Below are 19895 nucleotides of genomic sequence, written 5' to 3' on the forward strand. Positions count from 1 at the left end.
AGTCGAAAGTAACCGCCGATAGGGAGAGCCTGACCACTGATTCTTGTGAGCTACTGTTCGGTTTTCCGCTGCCATTAAGGACTACGTCATGGAACGCAGGATGGGTGTGCGGAGTCAGCAGACCGCCGAGCACGTTCTCGCCTTACAGTTGTTCCCTGAGCAGGAGAGACACGGTGGCCAATCCGCACAATCACGGGGAACGTTCAACGTGAACGAGTCGTCTACCTCTTCCACGCCCTTGCGGACTCATTTCTGGCGGGCCGCCGCTCGATCGCTGTCTGGCGTCAGGTCCGGGCCGTGAGGGCGCAGGGCGGGTATGCGGGGCTTGGCCAGCAAGGCACGCCTCCTCGGGGCGATGTTGGCGTGCGGGGTGCTGGTTCCGGTCGTGAGGGTGGCGGGGGTCTGGCCAGTCCCTCGGTTCCGCCAGTGGTGACACTGCCCAAGGGCGGCGGTGCGGTGCGCAGCATCGGCGAGAAGTTCGCCGCCAACCCGGTCAACGGCACCGGGTCGATGTCGCTGCCGATCGCCACCAGCCCGGGCAGGGCCGGCTTCGGCCCGCAGCTCGCACTGTCCTACGACTCCGGCGCCGGTAACGGCCCCTTCGGGCTGGGCTGGACGCTCTCGCTCCCGGCGATCACCCGCCGCACCGACAAGGGCGTGCCCCGTTACCGAGATGGGGCCGGCGGCGACGGCGGTGGTGCCGACGTCTTCATCTTCTCCGGCGGTGAGGACCTCGTGCCCGAGCTCGTCGAATCGCCACCGGGCACGTGGGCCCCGCTGTCACTGCCGAACCGCACGGTCGCCGGTACCAGCTACCGCGTCCAGCGCTACCGACCGCGCATCGAGGGCGCCTTCGCCCGCATCGAGCGCTGGTCGAATACGTCCGACGCCACCGACGTCTTCTGGCGCGCGATCTCGGCCGACAATGTCGTGAGCTGGTATGGCCGGACGGCGGAGAGTCGTATCGCCGACCCGGCCGACCCGACACGCATCTTCAGCTGGTTGATCTGCGAGAGCCACGACGACAAGGGCAACGCCCTCGTCTTTCGGTACAAGGCCGAAGACTCGGCGCGGATCTTCGAGGACGCGACGGGCAGCGACCGACCCCTGGCGCACGAGCGCAACCGCACCGATCTGGCACGTTCGGCGCAGCGCTACATCAAGTCGATCCGCTACGGCAACCGGGCGTCGTACTTCCCTGTGCTTGCCGACAACGCGCCGTGGCCGGAGCCCGCCGACGCCGGAACCCCCGACGCCAGCGACGCGTGGCTCTTCGAGGTGGTGTTCGACTACGGCGAGCACGACGCCGCCGCCCCGACTCCGACCGACACCGGCGTCTGGCCGGCGCGCCCGGATCCGTTCTCCAACTCGCGGGCTGGCTTCGACATCCGCACCTATCGGATCTGCCGGCGGATCCTCATGTTCCACCACTTCCCCGACGAGCCCGACGTCGGCCGAGCCTGCCTCGTGCGCTCGACCGACCTCACCCACTCGGACCGGGTGGACCCGACCGACGTCGCCAACGCTGTCTACACCTTCCTCCTCGCAGCCGCGCAGACGGGGTATCGCCGGGACAACAGCGGGTACCGCAGCGCCTCGATGCCCCCCGTCGAGTTCACCTACAGCACCGCGGTCGTCGGCAGTGCCGTGACCGACCTCGACCCCGCCAGCCTCGACAATGCGCCCATCGGCCTCGACGGCGCGACGACGCTGTGGGCCGACCTCCACGGAGAGGGCCTGGCCGGCCTGCTCACCCAGCACGCCGACGCCTCGTTCTACAAGCGCAACCTCAGCCCGCTGTCGACGGCGCCGACCCGCGCCCGCCTCGGCCCGATGGAGACCGTCGCCGTCCAGCCTCACGCCGATCTGCGCCGCAGCTCGACCCAAATCGTCGACCTCGCCGGTGACGGCCTCCCCGACATCGTGGTGTTGAGCGGGCCGGCGCACGGCTTCTACGAGCACGACGAGGCCGAGGGCTGGCAGAACTTCCGTACGTTCCCGACGTCGCCGAGCGGTGACCTCGACGATCCCGACCTGCGGCTCGTCGATCTCACCGGTGACGGCCTCGTCGATCTGCTCGCCCGCAGCGGCGACGGATTCGTCTGGCACGAGGGCCTCGGCGAAGCTGGCTTCGCCGCAGGGCGCCGGCTAACGCCTCCCCTCGACGAGGAGCGCTGGCCACGGCCGGTCTTCACCGACGCCTCGGGCGCGATCCACCTCGCCGACATGTCCGGCGACGGCCTGGCCGACATCGTGCGCATCCGCAACGGCGACGTCGCCTACTGGCCGAACCTCGGCTACGGCCGCTTCGGAGCCAAGGTCACGATGGACGGCGGGCCGTGGTTCGACCATCCCGACCAGTTCGACGTCACCCGCATCCGCGTGGCCGACATCGACGCCAGCGGCACCGGCGATCTGATCTACGTCCACGACGAGGGCGTGCGGCTCTACTTCAACCAGTTGGGCAACGCCTGGAGCCAACCCCACGAGCTCACCGGCTTCCCGCGGGCCGACGACCTCACCACCATCGTCCCCGTCGACCTGCTGGGCAACGGCACCGCCTGTCTGGTGTGGTCGTCGCCGCTGCCGGCGGCCGCCGGGCGCCCGATGCGCTACATCGAGCTGATGGCCGGTGGCAAGCCGCACCTGCTGACGGGCATCGACAACAATCTCGGCCTCCAGACCCGGATCGAGTACGCCCCGTCGACTGCGTTCTACCTCCGCGACAAGGCGGCGGGCACCCCGTGGCTGTCCCGCCTGCCCTTCCCCGTGCACGTGGTGGAGCGGGTCACGACTTTCGACCAGGTGAGCCGGAACCAGTTCGTCTCCCGGTACGCCTACCACCACGGCGCCTACGACGGCGTCGAGCGCGAGTTCCGCGGCTTCGGCATGGTCGAGCAATTCGACACCGAGCAGTTCGCCGCCTTCGGCGACGCCCTTCCCGAGAACCTCGCCGCGGCCTCGCACGTTCCCCCAGTGCACATCAAGACGTGGTTCCACACCGGCCTGTACGTCGGCCGCGACCGGGTCAGCAACCACTTCGCGGGGATCGGCGGCGGCCGGGGCGGGTACTTCCGCGAACCCGGCCTCACCGACGGCGAGGCCGACGCGCTCCTCCTTGCCGACACCGTGCTGCCTGCCGGCCTGTCGCTCGACGAGGAACGCGAGGCGTGCCGGGCGCTCAGGGGGTCGATGCTGCGCCAGGAGGTCTACGCCGACGATGCCGGACAGGGCGCCGGCACGGAGCAGGCCCGGCGGGCGGCCACACCCTACACGGTCACTGAGCAGAACTTCTCGATCAGCCGACTCCAGCCCAAGGGCGCCAACGCCCACGCCGTGTTCCTCACCCATGAGCTGGAGACGATCAGCTACCACTACGAGCGCGACCCCGCCGACCCGCGCATCCAGCACCGTCTCACGCTTGAGACAGACCAGTTCGGCAACGTCCGCAAGCAGGCCGCCGCCGCCTACGGCCGGCGGACCCAGACCCGCGACGTCGACGACGCCGGGAACGTGCAGCTCGTCGCCAATCCCGGCCTGGACAGCCTCGATCCGGCCGACCAGGCCAAGCAGACCACGACGCTGATCACCTACTCGGAGAACCGCTTCACCAACGGCGTCGACGGCGACGACACCCACCGCACGCCGCTGATCTGCGAGGCCGTCACCTTCGCCCTCACCGGCTACGCAGCCAGCGGTCCCGCGGGCCGGTTCCGGCCCGCCGATCTGGTCGAGGCCGATCCCGCAGGCGGCCTGCACCACCGCTTCGACGCGCCCGAGGTGGCGTTCGAGGCCACCGCCACCGGCGACCGGCGGCGCCGACCGATCGAGCGGACGCGCACCGTCTACCGCGCCGACGCCCTCGACGCACTGCTGCCCCTCGGCACGCTGGAGTCACGGGCGATCCCCGGCGAGTCCTACCGCCTGGTGTTCACCCCCGGCCTCCTGGCCGACGTCTTCCGACGCCCGCGCCCTGGCGGCCCTACCGAGGATCTGTTGCCCGATCCGGCGGCCGTGCTCGGCGGTCAGGGGGGCGACCAGGGCGGCTACCGGTCGAGCCAAGCGCTCAAGGCGGCCGGCGTGTTCCCGGGCTCCGACCCCGACGACCACTGGTGGTCGCCGTCGGGCCAGACCTTCTTCTCCCCCAACCCCACCGACACCGCCGCCACTGAGCTGGCAGCCGCCCGCCAGCACTTCTTCCTCATCCGCCGCTACCGCGACCCGTTCGGCAGCGACACCGTGGTCACCTTCGACGCCGCCGATCTGCTGATGGTCGAGGCCGAGCAGGCCCTCGGCAACAAGGTGACGGTGGAGGCGAACGACTATCGCGTTCTCCAGCCCCGCCTGGTCCGCGACGTCAATCGCAATCGCACCGCCGTCGCCTTCGACGCCCTCGGTCTCGTGGTCGGCTCGGCTGTGATGGGCAAGGACGCGCCCGCCCCTGCAGAGGGCGACCGGCTGACGGGCTTCGTCGCCGACGTCGACCAGCCGACGCTCGACGCCTTCTTCGACGCCGCAGACCCCCGGCCGCTGGCGCCCGGGCTCCTCCACGACGCCACGACACGGACCCTCTACGACTACGACCGGTTCCGCCGGACCCGTGCCGCCCATCCCGACGACCCCCAGCGCTGGCAGCCGGCCACCATGGCCACCATCGCCCGCGAGACACACGTCAACGCTCCTTTGCCGCCAGGGGGCGCCCGGTTCCAGGTCGGATTCGTCTACTCCGACGGCTTCAGCCGCGAGATCCAGCGCAAGGCGCAGGCCGAGCCCGGGCCGCTCACGGAGGGCGGCCCGAGCGTGTCGCCGCGCTGGGTCGGCAACGGCTGGACGATCCTCAACAACAAGGGTCGGCCGGTCCGCGAGTACGACCCCTTCTTCTCGGCTACCCACCAGTTTGAGTTCGCCGTCGTCCGAGGCGTCAGCGCCGTCCAGTTCTACGACCCCGCCGGGCGAGCGATCGCCACCGTATTGGCCGACCACAACTTCCAAAAGATGGTGGTCGGCCCGTGGGAGCAGACGACCTACGACGCCAACGACTGCTGTGCGGCGCGCAACGACCAGACCGGCGATCCGCGCACCGATCCCGACATCGCCGGCTACGTCGCGGCGTACTTCGCCGAGCAGCCGCCCGGCTGGCAGACCTGGCACGCCCAGCGCATCGCGGGGGCGCTCGGCATCGACGAGCAGCACGCCGCCGAGCGAGCCGCGGCCCACGCCGACACCTCCACCACCGTCCACCTCGACGTGCTCGGACGGCCCTTCCTCACCGTCGCCCGCAACCGTGTCGTCGACCCCGGCCACCCGCGCGACGGCTCGGAGGACACGATCACCAGCCGTGTCGACAACGACATCGAAGACAACCTGCGCGCCGTCCGTGACGGGGTTGAGCAGGCCGGCGACCCGCTCGGGCGCATCGTCGCCCGCCACGACTACGACATGACCGGCAACCGCCTGCACCAGGTGAGCATGGACGCCGGCGAGCGCTGGACGCTGAGCGATGTACTTGGTCAGACGATCCGGGCATGGGACAGTCGGGGTCACGACTTCACGTTCCGCCACGATGCGCTGCGCCGGGTGACCGAGCAGACAGTGGCCGGGACGACGGCCGCGTCCGACCCCCGCACCCTCGGCGGTCCGAAACTGGTCGACAAGCTCGAGTATGGCGAGAGCGTCCCCAACGCCGAAGCGCTCAACCTGCGAATGGCTATCTGGCGCCACCACGACTCGGCCGGCATCGTCACGTACGCCCGACTCGACGACCAGGGCAACCCGACGGCGGCCTACGACTTCAAGGGCAATTTGCTCGCCAGTCGGCGCCAGCTCGTCAGCGACCCGCGCGCCCTGCCCGACTGGTCGCAGGCCCCCGCGCTCGACGACGAGTTCTTCGAGAGCACTGCCCGTTACGACGCGCTCAACCGGCCGGTGCAGTCGGTCGAGCCCCACAGCAGCCTGACCCGCCCCGACCACCCAAACGCGATCAACGTGATCCAGCTCGGCTTCAACGAGGCCAACCTCCTGGAGCGGATCGACGTCTGGCTGGAGCGCCCGAGCGAACCGGCTGCGCTGCTGGATGCGGTGGCCGAGCCGCCGTCGCCTGTCGGCATCACCAACATCGACTACGACGCCAAGGCGCAACGCCAGCGGATCGAGTATCGCAATGGGGCCACCACCACGTTCGGGTATGACCCCTGGACCTCACGCCTGGTCGACGTCGTCACCCGGCGGGCCCCCGCTGACTTCCCCGCCGACGACCCCGCCATGCCCGACCCCGACTGGCCGGGGCGCTTCGTGCAGAACCTGCACTACGTCTTCGACCCTGTCGGCAACGTCACGCACGTCCACGACGACGCCCAGCAGACCGTGTTCTTCGCCAACCAGCGCGTCGAGCCGAGCGCCGAGTATGTGTACGACGCGCTCTACCGCCTCGTCGAGGCCACCGGCCGCGAGCATCTCGGCCAGGCTGGCGCGCCGATCGTGCACTCCTTCGACGACGCCGGGCGCACGCGGTTGCCGGCCCCGGGCGACGGCAACGCGATGGGCACCTACGTCGAGCGCTACGTGCTCGACGCCGTCGGTAACCTCCTGCAGATGCGCCACCGCCGCAGCGCGGCGGCCGATCCGGGCTGGTCGCGCACCTACGACTACCTCGAAGCCAGCCTTATCGAAGATGGCACGAACGGCACCACGGCCAAGACGTCCAACCGTCTGACCCGTACGACGATCGGTGGGAGCGCGCCGGCGCCAGCCGTCGAGGCGTACACGTACGACTCCCACGGGAGTACCACGCGGATGCCTCACCTCGGCGGCGGACAACCCGGCCCGAACATGACGTGGGACTACCGCGACCAGCTCACGACGGTCGATCTCGACGGCGGCGGCCGCGTCGCCTACGTCTACGACGGTGCCGGCCAGCGGGTCCGCAAGGTGCGCGAGCGCAACGGCGGCGCCCTCGTCGAAGAGCGGATCTACCTCGGCGGGTTCGAGATCTACCGCGAACGCCCGGGCGCGGCGGCAGCAGCCGACGCCACGCTGGAGCGCGAGACGCTGCACGTGATGGAGGGCCGCCACCGGCTGGCGGTCGTGGAGACGCGCACGCACAACCCGGCTGGCGGCGACACGGCACCCCGGCTCGCCATCCGCTACCAGCACGGCAATCACCTCGGCTCGGTGTCACTGGAGCTGGACGACTCCGCGGCCGTCGTCTCGTACGAGGAATATTCCCCTTACGGCAGCACCACGTACAGCGCGGTGCGGAGCCAGACCGAGACCCCCAAGCGCTACCGCTACACCGCGGTCGAGCGCGACGAGGAGACCGGGTTCGGGTACCACGGCGCCCGGTACTACGTGCCGTGGCTGGGGCGCTGGACCCGCTGCGACCCAATCGGCATCCAGGGCGGGCTGAGCCTCTACGTCTACGCCGGCGGAGCGCCCACGCGCCTCGTCGACCCCGACGGCTACGAACCCAAGCTGCATCCCAACTTCGACAACGGCTGGACCTACAAGTCGATGCCGGGCCTGACCTTCTACCAGTCCGACGAGGGCTACGTCTTCACCGACGACGGCCAGAACCTGCAGGCCCTCGACAACACCCACTTCGCGATCATCGCCACCAGCGGCGTTCCGGTGATGTCGCATCAGGACCAGGGCGCCTACGAGATCCCCGCCTTGCTGGTCGCCGACAACCCCGGCGAGGATTCCTCGGCCGGTCCCCGGTGGCACGCCAATGGGCCCCGCCAGTTCTACCGCAACCCGGTGGCGATGCAACGGGCGATGCGCGGCTACCTGCAGACCGGGCGGCTCGACTACACGAACGACGCCGACATCTGGGAGGCCGGCCATGGCTGTGCGGCTTGCCACGTCGAGCACCTCACCAACGGCGCACCCACCAACAGCCAGCTCGACCTCGACCGCTACAACCGGGTGGCGCTCCTGACCAAGGTGGCACGCGACGTCGTCTCATTCGGCACCGGGGGCTACGACCCGCTGGACCCGTTCACCCTGCTGCGGATGGGCCTCAAGGCCCCCTCGCCCCAGGGCCGCCAGCAGCCCAAGGGCGAAGAGCCCACACCCGGCAAGCCAGGAGCCAACGAGCCGACGCCGATGGCGCCGACGTTCGGCACCCGCAAGGCCGACCCCACGCTGACGGACGCGGCAGCGAACGTGACGCCCAAGGCCGGCCGCTTCGACATCGCCGTGCACGCAGACCAGCAGAGCTTCTGGGTCCGCACCGGACCCGGCAAGAAAGACTGGGCCAAGGTCCCGGCCGAGCGGGTCGCGGACTTCATGAAGTCCAAAGGCTACACCGGTGGGCCCGTCCGGCTCATCGCCTGCGAGTCCGGTGCCCTGCCCAACGGGCCGGCACAGAAGCTGGCCAACGAACTCGGCACGGGCGTGCTGGCACCGACGGGCAAAGTGTGGATCCATCCCGACGGCCGGTTGACCATCGGTACCACTCCCTCTGCCAAGACCGGGCAATGGGTCTGGTTCGCCCCGCAGAAGCGCTAGTAGAGGACGACGACATGGGCACGAAAAAGGAACTCACGCTGGTCGGCTTCCCCGCCGAGCAGACACGCAACGACGAATGGAGCATCGAGCGCCTCCTGGAACGGTCCTCGTCGCCCCCGCGCCCCGACGAGGCCCGGATCGTCGGCTACCTGCGCAACGCCCAGGCCTACATCGTCTCGCCGGGCGTGACCGTCGACCTGCTTGACGGTGACGGGCCGATCGGCACCGGGACGATCCTCACCGACGGTGAGTTCGCGTGGCCCGACGACCTCGCCCACTACCTCGAGACATACCACATCGAGCTGCCGCAGCTCTTTGTCGATGCCATCGTCGCCGCCAAGTTCGAACCGCCGACCCTCACCATCCACCAGCTGCGCGGTATCACGCTGCCAGACATGGCCTGAGTTTGCGTCCCCGCCACGCTCCAAGGAGTTCGCCATGCCTATCGAGGTCACCACCGGTGCCGCTCCCGACGCACCAGCCCTCAACGCCGCGCTGCGCAAGCTGCGAGTGCCCGCCGGCCCCGAGGCGATCCGCACGTTCCAGGAGCGGGCCGGGCTGGCGGCCACTGGCCATGTCGACGACGCGACGGCGACGGCGATGAACCAGGAGCTGGCCCACCGCTTCTTCGCCGACAGCAAGACCCGCCTGGCCAAGGTGCAACAGCTGCTCGTGCGCACCGGCGCGCAGATCGACCCGGCCGAGCTGAAGGCCCGCACGCTGGGACCGACCACCAAGGCCGCCTTGGGCGGTCGGCTGCTGTCGGCCGAGGTCGTCGGCGAACTGGAGGCCGAGGCGCTGCGCGCCCGCCTCGCCTCGAAAAACCAGGTCGGCAAGATCCAGCGGTCTCTGCGGCGGGCCGCCGGCATCGCAAAGCTGGGGGTGACGATCGACCCCGCCGAGCTGGCCAGCAAGACCCTCGGGCCGACCTCCGTCGCGGCGATCACGGCGTTCCAGACCCGCTACCAGCTGCCGGTCACCGGCGAGCTCGACCCGTTGACGATGCGACGCATCGAGACGGTCGCCACCAGCCGGAACAGCAACGACGTCAAGGCCTTGGCAGCGACCGACGAGACGGCGCTCACCCCGGTGGTGCGCAACCTGCGGCTCAACGCCACCAACAAGCACGTGGCCTCCGTGCAGCAGGCGCTCGCCTACCTCGGCCAGACGATCGACGTCAAGGAGTTCAAGGCATCGAAGTTCGGTGCGTCGACGCGCCAGGCCGTGATCGCTTTCCAGCGGGCCGAAGGGCTCACCCCCACCGGGCACGTCGACGGCCAGACGCGCAAGCTGCTCAACGCCAAGATCCTTGCGGCCAATCCGTCGGAGGCGGCGAGCTACGGCTACCGCATCCGTGGCTCGGTGCGCGATGCCACCACGGCGGGAAAGGTCGGCGTGCGCGTCCAGGTGTGGGAGAAGGTGCTGCGCGGCGGCGGCACGCTGCTCGCCGAGCGCCCGACGCAGGCCGGCGGATTCTTCGACATCCCCTACCTGCCGCCCAAGGACGCGAGCAGCGGCCAGATCAAGACGCCGTACCACCTTGCCGTGAAGGTGCTTGACGGCGGCGGCGCGCCGGTGTCAACGAAAGTGGTGTTCAACCCGACGTCGATCGCGTGGGTGAACTTCATCGACGGCGACCAGCCCTACCGCGGCACCAGCGAGCTCGATCAGCGGATGCGCCAGGTGGCGCCGTCGCTGGCCGGCGTTGCCCTCACCGATCTCGCCGAGACCGCCGAACAGCAGGACGTCACCCACGTCTCGGTGAACTCAGGGTTGCCCAAGGACGACGTGATGCGCCTCGCCCTGGCCGCCCGGGTGACCGCCGAACTCGCCGAACCGGCGCTGCCGCTGGGAGTGGCCTACGCGTTCATCCGCCAAAACCTGCCGGCGTCGCTGCCCGGCGACCTCCTCGCGTCGTCGGCGGAGTGGACCCTGATCGACCAGCTCGTCGAGCAGACGACCGCCGGCATCGTGTTCCTCGACCCCGACCTCGCCGCCGCCGCGTTCGACAACGCGACGGCCGGCAACCTCATCCCGGCCAGCCTGTCGGCCCAGGGCGCCGCGGTCCTCGCCGCCCTGGCTACCAAGCGGGAGACGTTCACGCTGACCAAGCCGATCCTCGTCGGCAACGGCACCATCCAAGCCCTGCTCGACGCCTCGACGATCGGCGCTGCCCACTACCCGGCAGTCGCCGCCGCCTTCCTCACTCACCACAGCTTCGGTGCCGACTTCTGGGCCGACGCCCGCAGCCGGCCCAACGACTTCGGTGGCCCGGCCGCGCTCGACGACTTGGAAGAGACCGTCCGGATCGGAGAGATCACCAAGAACTTCGCCCCGACGGCGACACGGCTCAAGGCGCTGATCGGCAATCCGGCGCGCCCCGACCTGACCAACGCTCGCGACTTCGCCAAGCTCGACCACGACGGCTGGGTCGCGCTGCTGACGACCAATGGCAACCGGGTGCCGCCCGGCACCGACGGCGTCGACGCCGAGGCGCAGAAGGCCACGTATGCGGCGACCCTGAAGTCCCAGGCCGAGCGGCTGTACCCGACAGTCGCCTTCGTAGCCGAGGCGGCGCGCGGCACCAACCACCAGCTCACCCACCTCGATGCCGTCGCCACGCTGGCTGACGACAGCCCCGACCTCGACCTGCGATACACCAACATCGACGCTCTCGTCACCCGGTCCAACGCCACGGTCGCCCCCGAGGCGCTGGCCGAGGCCAAGGTGCTGCAGCGGATCAGCCGCATCAGTGCCGACGCTGAGCAGGGCCGGTTGCTGCTCGACCAGGGCATCCACAGTGCCCACCAGGTGATCGGGCTCGGGCGAGACCAGCTCGTCGCCCGCCTCGGCGCGGCCGGCGTCAGCGAGCAGGCGGCGCTCACCGTGTGGGGCACGGCTCAGTTCCGCTATGCCCAGGCGATCGCCCGCCTCGTCGACTACCGCAGCGAGCTGAATCAGGCCAACCCGAAGGCGATCGTGTCGTATACCTACACCGCCGACGAGCTGGACACGCTGTCGGGTGGCGTGCCCAACCTCGAGACCCTGTTCGGGCCGGCCGACGTATGCGCCTGCTCGGAGTGGGAGTCAGTGCTCGGCGCCCCCGCCTATCTCGCCGACCTGCTGCGGTTCCTCGACGCGATGCCGTCGGAGACCACGGGCGTGAGCGTGAAGGACGTGCTGTTCCAGCGCCGCCCCGATCTCGGTGACCTCCTCCTCGGCTGCGCCAACACCAACACCAGAATGCCCTACGTCGACATCGTCAACGAGCTGCTCGAAGCGCTGGTCGCGCCGACCGATCCCCCAGTGACGTTCCAGACCACGCGCCCGGCCGCCGAGCTGCGGGCCCAACCCGAGAACGTCCGCACGACGGCCTACGACACGCTACGCACCGCCGACTTCCCGATCCGCTCGTCGTTCGACCTGTGGCAGGTGGAGGCGCGCACGTTCCTCGATCATCTCGGCGTCAGCCGCGAGTACCTGATGGAGCTGCTGCAGAGCAGGGCGCCCGTGCCGACGGCAGTGAGCATCGCCGGCGAGCACTTCGGCCTGTCGAGCCACGAGACCACGTTGGTGGTCACCGCCGCCGCCAACGACGCCCGCCAGGCGACGCTGTGGGGGTTCGACGGCGCCACGGTTCCGTCGTCGCTGACCGTCACCGAGTTCCTGGCGCGCAGCGGGCTGACGTACAACGAGCTGCTGGAGCTGGCCTTCGTCGAATGGGTCAGCCCGTCGGGCGACCCCCAGCGCCTCGTGGTGCAGCGCCCGGTCGACACGGCCGCGCTGAGCGCCCAACACGTCGTCAACCTGACGGCAGCCAACGCCGACCGCGCCCACCGTTTCCTCCGACTCTGGCGGCACACGCCGTGGAAGATGTGGGAGCTCGACCGGCTAATCCGCTCGCCCCAGGTCGGCAACGGCGTGCTCGATGTCGCCGCGCTGACCCGCCTGCGCCGCGCCCACGAGCTGCAGATCACGCTGGGCATCGGTACCGAAGCCCTGCTGACCATGCTGGGCGACATCGCCACGACCCAGCGGCGAGTCCCGACCGACCCGTCGGCGACCGTGCCGTCGACCTACGACACCCTGTTCCAGAACCGCCTCGTGACCAACCCGGTCGACGCGGCCTTCGCCCTCCCGCTGGCTGGCGGCGGACACCTTGCCGACCACCGGCCGGCGCTGGCCGCCGCCGTCGCGGTCACCGACGCCGAACTGCAGCTGTTGCTGGCCCGCACCGACGGCGATCTCACGGTGGCTAACCTCGCCCGCCTCGTCGGCCTGGCGACGCTGGCTCGTGGGCTGCACCTGCGCGTTGCCGACCTGCTCACGCTGATCGACCTGGCCGGTATCGCCGACCCGGTGGCCTCGCTCGACTCGATCGCCGCGACTGCGGCGGCCGCCGCCGACGTCTCGGCCGGCCGGCTGTCGATCGGCGAACTCGACTACGCGCTCACGCTCGACCCCGATTCGCCCTACGGCCTGCGCAACGACGTCATCGTGCAGGGACTGGAGGTGATCCGCCAGAGCCAGCGCAGCAACCCATCGGCCACCCCAGACGGCCAGGCCATCGCCTCGATCTCGTCCACGTTCGGGCTCACCGACGAGCAGTCGGCGACGCTGGCGAACACGCTGAAGGTGGGCGGCGCGACGCTGCTGGCGCTGCTGACGGCGGCGCCGTTGACGGCGCAGGCTTCCGACGGCACATTCGCCAACGCGCTCGACGAAACCACGTTCCCCGACCAGTTCACCGCCTACCGGCTGCTGCACAAGGTGGCCATGGTGGTCAGCCGCCACCGCCTGACCGACGCCGACGAGCTGGCCTGGCTGCTCGCCCACGCCGGCGACGTGGGCGCCCTCGCTCTCGGCGACCTCCCGGTGACGGCCGCCCCCGGCGCGCCGCTGTTCGCCCAGTGGGTCGCCCTGCGTCAGCTCACCGACTTCCGCGACGCCCACCCGGCACCCGACGGCGCCAGCCTGCTGGCCGTGCTCGACGGGGCGCGCGCCAACGGCGCCACGGCGCCAGATATCCACGCCGCGCTGTCGGCCCTGACCGGCTGGACCACCGTCGACCTCGGTGCTGTGCACACCGGGCTCGGGTTGCAGCCAACCGACTACCTGGCGCCGGCCACCCTCGGGCGGCTGGGCGACGTGTTCGCGATGCTCCACCGCCTCGGCGTCGACGCCAGCCAGGCGATCGACTGGGCCGACCGCGACCACGACGCGAGCCAGTTTGCCACGGCGCAGCAGTGCCGCCAGGCAGCCAAGGCCCGCTACGACGACGGCGCCTGGACGACGATCGTCACCCCACTGTCGGACTCGCTGCGCGAGGCCAAGCGCGACGCGTTGCTCGCCCACCTCGTCGAGCAGTCGCAGCGCACCGAGCCGGCGACGATCACGGTCCACGCCAAGGAGTGGCCCAACCCCCAGCGCTGGGCCGACGCCGACGGCCCGCTGGCGTGGCTGCTGATCGACGTTGAGATGGGCGCCTGCCAGCTGACCTCGCGGATCAAGCAGGCGATCAGCGCCGTGCAGTTGTTCGTCCAGCGCTGCTTCCTCAACTTGGAGCAGGCGTTCGTTCAGGTGTCGCGAGAGTCGCTCACTGACACGCACTCGTCGGACAACTGGCGGCAGTGGAAGTGGATGAAGAGCTACCGGGTGTGGGAGGTCAACCGCAAGGTGTTCCTCTACCCGGAGAACTGGCTGGAGCCCGACCGGCGCGACGACCGCTCGCCGTTCTACGACGACCTCGTCAGCGAGCTGATGCAGAGCGACCTCACCGACGACCTCGCCGAGACGGCGTTCGTCCACTACCTCGAGAAGGTCCATGAGGTCTCCCGGCTCGACATCACCGGGATCTACTACGAGGTCGACGACGACGACCCGACCGACAACCTCGGTCCGAACATCAACCGGCTGCACGTCGTCGGGCGCACGCGCACCCACCCCGCCGTGTACTTCTACCGCTGCCACGACCTCAACACGGGCGAGTGGACGCCGTGGAAGCAGATCGACGTCGACATCAACGGCGACCAAGTCGTGCCGGTGGTCTATAACCGCCAGCTCCACCTGTTCTGGCTGGTCATCAACGAGAAGCCCCAGAAGGTACGCAAGCAGCCGGCGGCCACGACCTCGGACAAGCCGACCACCACGCCGGATCCGGCCAATCAGTTGGAGCTCCAGCTGGCGTGGAGCCTGCAGACCCACGACGGCGGCTGGACGGCCAAGCGGATGTCGCGCCAGAAGATCATCCACCCGTGGCAGCGGCCGCACTCGGCCTACAACCTCAAGCCCCGCTACAAGCCGCGTGAGAACCTGTTGTGGATCGACCTGTACCTGTCGACCACCGCCGAGTTCAACAACACTACGTTCTACGACCACTACGCGGCCGCGCCGACATACGTCACGGCGACCCGCTTCAACGAGGCGATTCGCCCGTGGCACTCGTCGTCGTTCGTGTTCGACGGGGGCGTCGTCGACATCAAGATGAAGGGCCTCGCCGGTCAGTACCGCTTGAAGAACGCGTGGGGGGTGCTGTCGGACACGCCGTCGGCGACCGACTCCTACACCTACGTCAACAACGCCTTCGACGCCGACGGGGCGGCGATCAAGCGGCTCAGCGGCCCCTACGAGATCGCCCCCCGCTTGGCGCTGCCGACGGGCATGCACTTCGAGAACGCCAAGTTGCACAGCAACCGCTCGAACGGCTCCAGCCTGCAGGTGCTGGAGGGCGCGCAGAGCACGGCGCTGCTCAACGGGGCCCGGGCGCCGTTCGAGCTGGTCGTGTCGCAGCACGCCATCCAGTTCGACGAGGCGGTGTCGTTCCCGGCGCCGATGATCTACCAGGACACGCAGCGGTCGTTCTTCATCAAACCCGAGTGGCAGCAGGTGATCGCCGGCTACAACCAAGCGCTGCAGCTGCTGCGCTACACGTTCTCGCCGATGCACCACCCGTACACCGCGCTGTTCCTGCGGGAGCTAAAGCGCGACGGGTTGGAGGGGCTGCTCAACCGCAAGGTACAGCTCAACCCGCAAACGTTCTACCCGGGCAACAGCTTCAGCTTCGCCCAATACGGCCCGACCGCCTCGTCTGCCGCCGCAGACAGTGCGGCCCACGACATCGTCGACTTCGACCGCCAGGGCGCGTACAGCGTCTACAACTGGGAGACGTTCTTCCACGCCCCGCTTGCGATCGCCACGAAGCTGAGCCAGAACCAGCGCTTCGAGGAGGCGATGCGCTGGTTCCACTTCATCTTCGACCCGACCAACACCGACGCGCTGCCGTCGCCGCAGCGGTTCTGGGTGACCAAGCCGTTCTACAAGCAGAACGCCGACGGCTACCGCAAGCAGCGCATCGAGCAGCTGCTCGACCACATCGTCGACAACACTGACCAGCTCAACGCGTGGAAGAACAACCCGTTCAACCCGCACCTCATCGCCCGCTTCCGGCCCGTCGCGTACCAGAAGAACGTCGTGATGCGCTACATCGACAACCTGATCGCCTGGGGTGACAGCTTGTTCCGCCGGGACACGATCGAGTCGATCAACGAGGCGACGACGCTCTACCTGCTGGCCAGCGAGCTGCTCGGGCCGCGCCCGGTGCAGGTGCCCAACATCGCCCGCGCCGACAAGTCCTACAACGACCTCACCGCCGACGCCGCCCTCGACCCCTTTGGCAACGCCAAGGTTGAGGTGCTGGCCGAGAACCTCGCCGATTCGCCGGTGCAGGTGGTGGCCACCAGGGATGGCGCCGAGCCGCTGCCGGTGCTGGAGATTAGCTACTTCGGCATCCCGGCCAACGACCAGCTCCTCGGCTACTGGGACACCGTCGCCGACCGCCTGTACAAGGTGCGCCACTGCAGGAACCTGGCCGGCGTGGTGCGGCAGCTGCCGCCGTTCGAGCCGCCGATCGACCCCGCGCTGCTGGTGAAGGCGGCCGCCGCCGGCATCGACATCGGCAGCGTGCTGTCGGGGGGCGGCCCCGGCGCCAGCCAGTACCGGTGCATGACGCTGCTGCAGAAGGCGCTCGACTTCACGGCCGACGTGCGCGCCTTCGGCGACAAGATCCTCGCCGCGCTGCAGAACCTCGACACTGAGCAGCTGTCGTTGCTGCGCTCGACGCAGGAGGTGGCGATGCTCGACGCGGTGACGGCGCTGAAGCAGGATGCCGTCGACCTCGCGGCCGCCGACACGGCGGCGCTGGAGCAGAGCCAGGCGATCGCCCAGGGCAAGCTCGACTACTACGCGTCGCGCGAGTTCATGAACGGCTTCGAGATCGCGGCCCTGTCGCTCAACGGCGTGTCGGCGCTGGCTCAGACGGCAATCGCCCTCGGCTACTCGCTGGCGGGCGGGCTGGCGTTGATCCCGCAGTTCACCATCGGGGCATCGGGCTTCGGCGGCTCGCCGGTCGCCGCTGCCGACATCCCCGACGGGATCAAGTTCTCCAAGGCGGCCGAGTGCGCGGTGTCGACGCTCGGCGCGATCGCCTCGGCCGCCGACAAGTGGGCCGGCATGGCCTCGACCACCGGTGGCTACCAGCGCCGGGCCGACGACTGGAAGTTCAACGCCGACCAGGCGACCATCGAGCTGGCCCAGATCGCCAAGCAGCTCGACGGCTCGGCCATCCGCGCGGCCGTGGCCCAGACCGAGCTGGAGAACCACCAGCTGTCGATCGGGCAGTCGACCGCGGTCAACGACTACCTGCACAGCAAGTACACCAACGACCAGCTCTATGACTGGATGCTCAAGCAACTGTCGACCGTTTACTTCCAGGGCTACCAACTCGCGTTCGACATGGCCAAGCGGGCCGAGGCGGCGATGAGCTACGAGCTGGGAGCGTCGGCGATGCCCAAGGGCGGGTTCGTCCAGTTCGGGTATTGGGACGGGTTGAAGAAGGGTTTGCTGGCCGGGGAGCGGTTGGCCAACGACCTGCGGCGGATGGAGGCCGCGTGGTATGAGCAGAACACCCGGCGGCTGGAGCTGACCAAGCACATCTCGCTCGCCCAGATCGACCCGCTGGCGCTGGTGCGCCTGAAGACCACCGGGGCGTGCGACATCACGCTGCCGGAGTGGCTGTACGACTCGGACCATCCCGGCCACTACCAGCGGCGGATCAGGACGGTGTCACTGACCGCGCCGTGCATCGTTGGCCCGTACACGTCGGTGAACGCGACGCTGTCGCTGACTAACCACGGCACGCGGGTGACCGAGGACGTGTCCACCGGCTACGGCGACCCGCTCAACCCCGATGGCGAGCGCTTCGCCAAGGTCGACGTGCCGGTGCAGGCGATCGCCACCAGCACCGCTCAGGACGACAGCGGTCTCTTTGAGCTGCGCTTCGACGACGAGCGGCTGCTGCCGTTCGAAGGTGCTGGCGCGGTGAGCACGTGGCACCTCGACCTGCCGCCGGAGGACAACACGTTCGACCTCGCCACGGTCTCCGACATCGTGCTCAACGTCCGCTACACGGCGCTCGCCGGATCGACGACGTTGGCCACCGCCGCCCGCACCAACCGCGCCTCAGTCGTGCCGGCCAATGGCGTGCGGCTGATCGTGCTCGACCAGGAGCTGGGCGGCGAGTGGCAGCGGTTCCTCTCGCCGGGCACCGACACGGATCAGGTGCTGACGTTCACGCTGGACCAGCGCTACCTGCCGTTCGTGTTCCGCTCGGCCATGAACTTGCGCCTGACCCGGCTCGACCTGATCATCGAGAGCGAGGTGACCGACCCCTTCGAGGTGCAGCTGACGGTGCCCGGTGGCGCCGGCGCCTCGACCGAGACGCTGGCCCCGGACATGGCGATGCGTGGCGCCCACCATCTGGTGAAGACGGCATTCAACCCGCCGACCAGCCCGCTCGGGACGTGGACTCTGAAGATCCGCCGCTCTGGTGCTCCCGACTTTCGCTCGCTGTCACCCGACGACCTGCGCGAGGCCTACCTCGTGGTCGGCTTCACTTCGTCGTGATGGCCGGTGGCATCAACCCGGTTGTCGACACGGCCCTGGGCGCCATCACCGACACGGTCGTCGAGTGTTGCGATCCCGACGCCGTGGTGCTGTTCGGGTCGTGGGCGAAGGGGACGGCCGACGTCCACAGCGACATCGACCTGCTGGTGGTCGGTCCGTTCCGCGCCTCGCCGTGGCTGCGCGACCGCGAGCTGCGCGACGCAATGCGCCGCTTCGCCGTGCGCTTCGACTTGCACCTGGTGACGCCCGCCGAGCTGGCCGCCTGCCCGGCCCACGGCTACCTCGACACGCTGCGCACATCGTGCCGCGTGCTCTACGCCCGCCCCGGCCTCGACCCCGGCGCCCTCGGCCTGCCCGAAATTCGCTTGACGGACGCGTCGGAACGACCTAGGGTTGCAATCGTCGAAGGCACTTAAAGTTGAAGTATTGCCTGCTGAATAGTCCACAGAAGGAAAAGCATCAGCGTAAAAAGACCATCGACTCATCGTAGAGATTCCCCCGTTGCAACGCATCGGGGGTTTCTTCTTTCTTGGGGCTTCGCCGCATCCCGGTAGGGCAGCCGACCGGCCCAGATTTCCGGGGCCGGATCGTGGCAAACCCGCATCTCGGGAGGGATCGTGTCGAAATTCGACGAGATCCGTGAGGTCGACCCGGGGCGCCCTGCCTGTGTTTCCACCGGTGGGTTTCCCGAGCCGCCTCCCGCACCGGTCGTGCTGTGAGCGGTCGCGTAATTCTCCATCAACAGCACCTCCAGCACCACGGAATTCCCCACCTTGGCGGAGGCTGGTGACGGGCCGCCCGACTGCTGAGTGTGAGGCTGGTCCGGCCGGTCAAGGGCGCCTTCGGCGGCGCTCTGCACTGGCCTGCGGCCACCCTGACCAGCTCGAACGACCGGCGAGTTATCGGGCGGCCCGGGAACCCTGGCGCCGCGGGGACGACGAAGCGCCTCCGTCCTCCCCAGGGCCACGACGACGCTAACTCCACCGTCCCCGTGGCCAATTACGAGGTGTTCCGCATGGGGAAATACGCGATCTTCCACACGTGCCCGTTTCCGGGCAACGGGCGCTCCACAAGCCCCGTTATGGGTCGTGTGGGTTCCTCATCCCGTCACCGGCCACAGATTCGGGATTTCTGTTTCCCCGGTATCGCGGAGCGCGTGGTAGGCATCTTCGCCGGGTTGAACAGCTGCCGTTCGGTGGTGCTCGGCCACCATCCGCCTGCGCAGAAGCGGCGGCGGAGATCTTTCCAGGTGATCGGGCGATGTTTGCGGCGCAACCATCCGATCACCCGAACTCAGGTTGATGGCGATATCTGAATCTCCCCACCCGGTACTCGGGTGTCCTCAGAGTTGCTCGGCTTGATTCCCCAGAAGAGACTGGCTGGCGCTGGGCCAGCCGGCTCCGGGAGCGCGACGGCAACCTGACCTC

Annotated in this window: 5 protein-coding genes; all 5 read left to right on the forward strand. The window is 69.2% G+C overall.

Annotated elements, in window-relative coordinates; all coding sequences use genetic code 11:
• Nucleotides 1-429: 429 nt before the first annotated feature.
• The 5 genes from ACWEQL_RS00480 to ACWEQL_RS00500 all read left to right on the forward strand — a co-directional run bounded on the left by ACWEQL_RS00480 (nucleotide 430) and on the right by ACWEQL_RS00500 (nucleotide 19783).
• Entirely contained in the window at nucleotides 430-8508 is an 8079-nt protein-coding gene (locus ACWEQL_RS00480) for a SpvB/TcaC N-terminal domain-containing protein (protein WP_452147892.1), read from the forward strand.
• Nucleotides 8509-8522: 14 nt separating this feature from the next.
• Entirely contained in the window at nucleotides 8523-8912 is a 390-nt protein-coding gene (locus tag ACWEQL_RS00485; RefSeq protein ID WP_452147893.1) for a hypothetical protein, read from the forward strand.
• A 34-nt stretch (nucleotides 8913-8946) separates the two neighbouring features.
• Nucleotides 8947-18468 (forward strand): Tc toxin subunit A-related protein, encoded by a 9522-nt coding sequence (locus ACWEQL_RS00490; RefSeq protein WP_452147894.1) that lies wholly within the window; start codon nucleotides 8947-8949, stop codon nucleotides 18466-18468.
• Nucleotides 18468-18884: a nucleotidyltransferase domain-containing protein gene (locus tag ACWEQL_RS00495; protein WP_452147895.1), complete on the forward strand. Its 417-nt coding sequence runs from the start codon at nucleotides 18468-18470 to the stop codon at nucleotides 18882-18884. Before ACWEQL_RS00490 ends, ACWEQL_RS00495 begins: the two co-directional genes overlap by 1 nt.
• A gap of 575 nt (nucleotides 18885-19459) precedes the next feature.
• A complete protein-coding gene (locus ACWEQL_RS00500) occupies nucleotides 19460-19783 on the forward strand; it encodes a hypothetical protein (protein ID WP_452147896.1) in 324 nt (107 codons plus the stop codon).
• Nucleotides 19784-19895 lie beyond the last annotated feature (112 nt).

Source organism: Kitasatospora sp. NPDC004240, from assembly GCF_053603215.1.